At 47.4% G+C, this 1,381-nt stretch carries 1 protein-coding gene; it reads left to right on the plus strand.

The window, feature by feature from the left end; all coding sequences use genetic code 11:
• Nucleotides 1–1,381: VENN motif pre-toxin domain-containing protein (locus tag AAX15_RS03440; protein ID WP_046939154.1), on the plus strand; the 1,381-nt coding region annotated here is incomplete at both ends.

The following is a 1,381-nucleotide window of genomic DNA, read 5'->3' on the forward strand; positions in this document are numbered from 1 at the left end:
TACCAATAGCGAAGCAGGAAACCTCAGCCTTGATGCAGCAAATCTCAACGCGAAACGTTGGGAAGCGGATATTCAAAATCTCACTGTCACGAGCCGTCAAGATACGGAAAAATACGAATCCAAACAAACGAGTGCGAGTGCAAGTGGCTCGATGGCGTATGGTTCAGGTGGCGGAGCTTCGGTCAGTGCCTCCTATAACAAAGCGAAAGTGGATTATGCGCAAGTGAATGAACAAGCGGGTATTCGTGTGGGAGAAGATGGCATGGATGCTAACATCCACAACCATACCCAACTGAATGGTGCCATCATCGAAAGTGATGCTGATGCAAGTAAAAACCACTTCAAAACAAAATCGCTCACGCATACCGATATTGAAAATCGAAGCGAGATTAAAACCGAAAGTGCGAGCATGGGGGCAGGTACGGGAGGCATTAACCCGATGCAAGCTATCAGCTCCATCCTCAGTTTATTAGGTAACACCAATGAAAGCGCGCGTAGCACCACCCAATCAGCTATCAGCGACAACATTCAGATAGAGACCGAAACACCGGAAAAACTGACCGCACTTTCACGTGACACCAAAAATGCGAATCAACGTGTTGAAAAACAAGATTTACAAAAAGTGCAAGAACGCCAAGAAATGGCGAAAGTGATAGGTGATATCAGCAACAACGCGATTAATATTGCCACGTATAATGAGCGTGAGAAGATTAACAAGCTAGGACTTGAGAAGTTTAAGCTGGAAGAGCAAGAAAAAGCCTTGAAGGGACAAGCGGGTAATGAACAACAGCTTGCTGCCATTAAGCAACAGCTAACAAATGTTCAAGCCGACATCACGAAAATGCAAGGTGAAATCGACCGCACTTACGGCATAGGTAGTGAAAAAGGCATGGCGATTCGAGCGGTGACAGCAGCATTACAAGCGGCGGCACAAAACGATACCGCAGGCAGTCTTGTCGCACTGGCTTCACCTTATCTCAATCAAAAAATCCACGAGATGACGGCGGGGGACACCGCAAAAGACAAGGCGACGAATCTGATGGCGCATGCCCTGCTTTCTGCAGTGGAGTTCCAGGTGACAGGTAAAGACCCATTAACGGGAGCAATTGCTGGGGTGACAGGTGAAGCAACGGCTGAAATCATCGCGAGAGCTTATGGCAAACCGGTCAGTGAATTAACGGCAAATGAGAAGGAAAACATTAGCACGTTAAGTCAATTGGCGGGTGGATTGGCTGCGGCATTGACGGCGAAAGCGAATGGCACCACAGTAGAGCAAGGGGGGAGTTTCCTTGCTGCGACTTCTGGAGCAGAGACGGCTAAAAGGGCGGTGGAGAATAATCTTCTTTCTAAAAATGAAGATGAAGAACTTTTCAAGATTTCT

The sequence above is a fragment of the Haemophilus haemolyticus genome (assembly GCF_001008275.1).
GTDB lineage: Bacteria > Pseudomonadota > Gammaproteobacteria > Enterobacterales > Pasteurellaceae > Haemophilus > Haemophilus haemolyticus_P.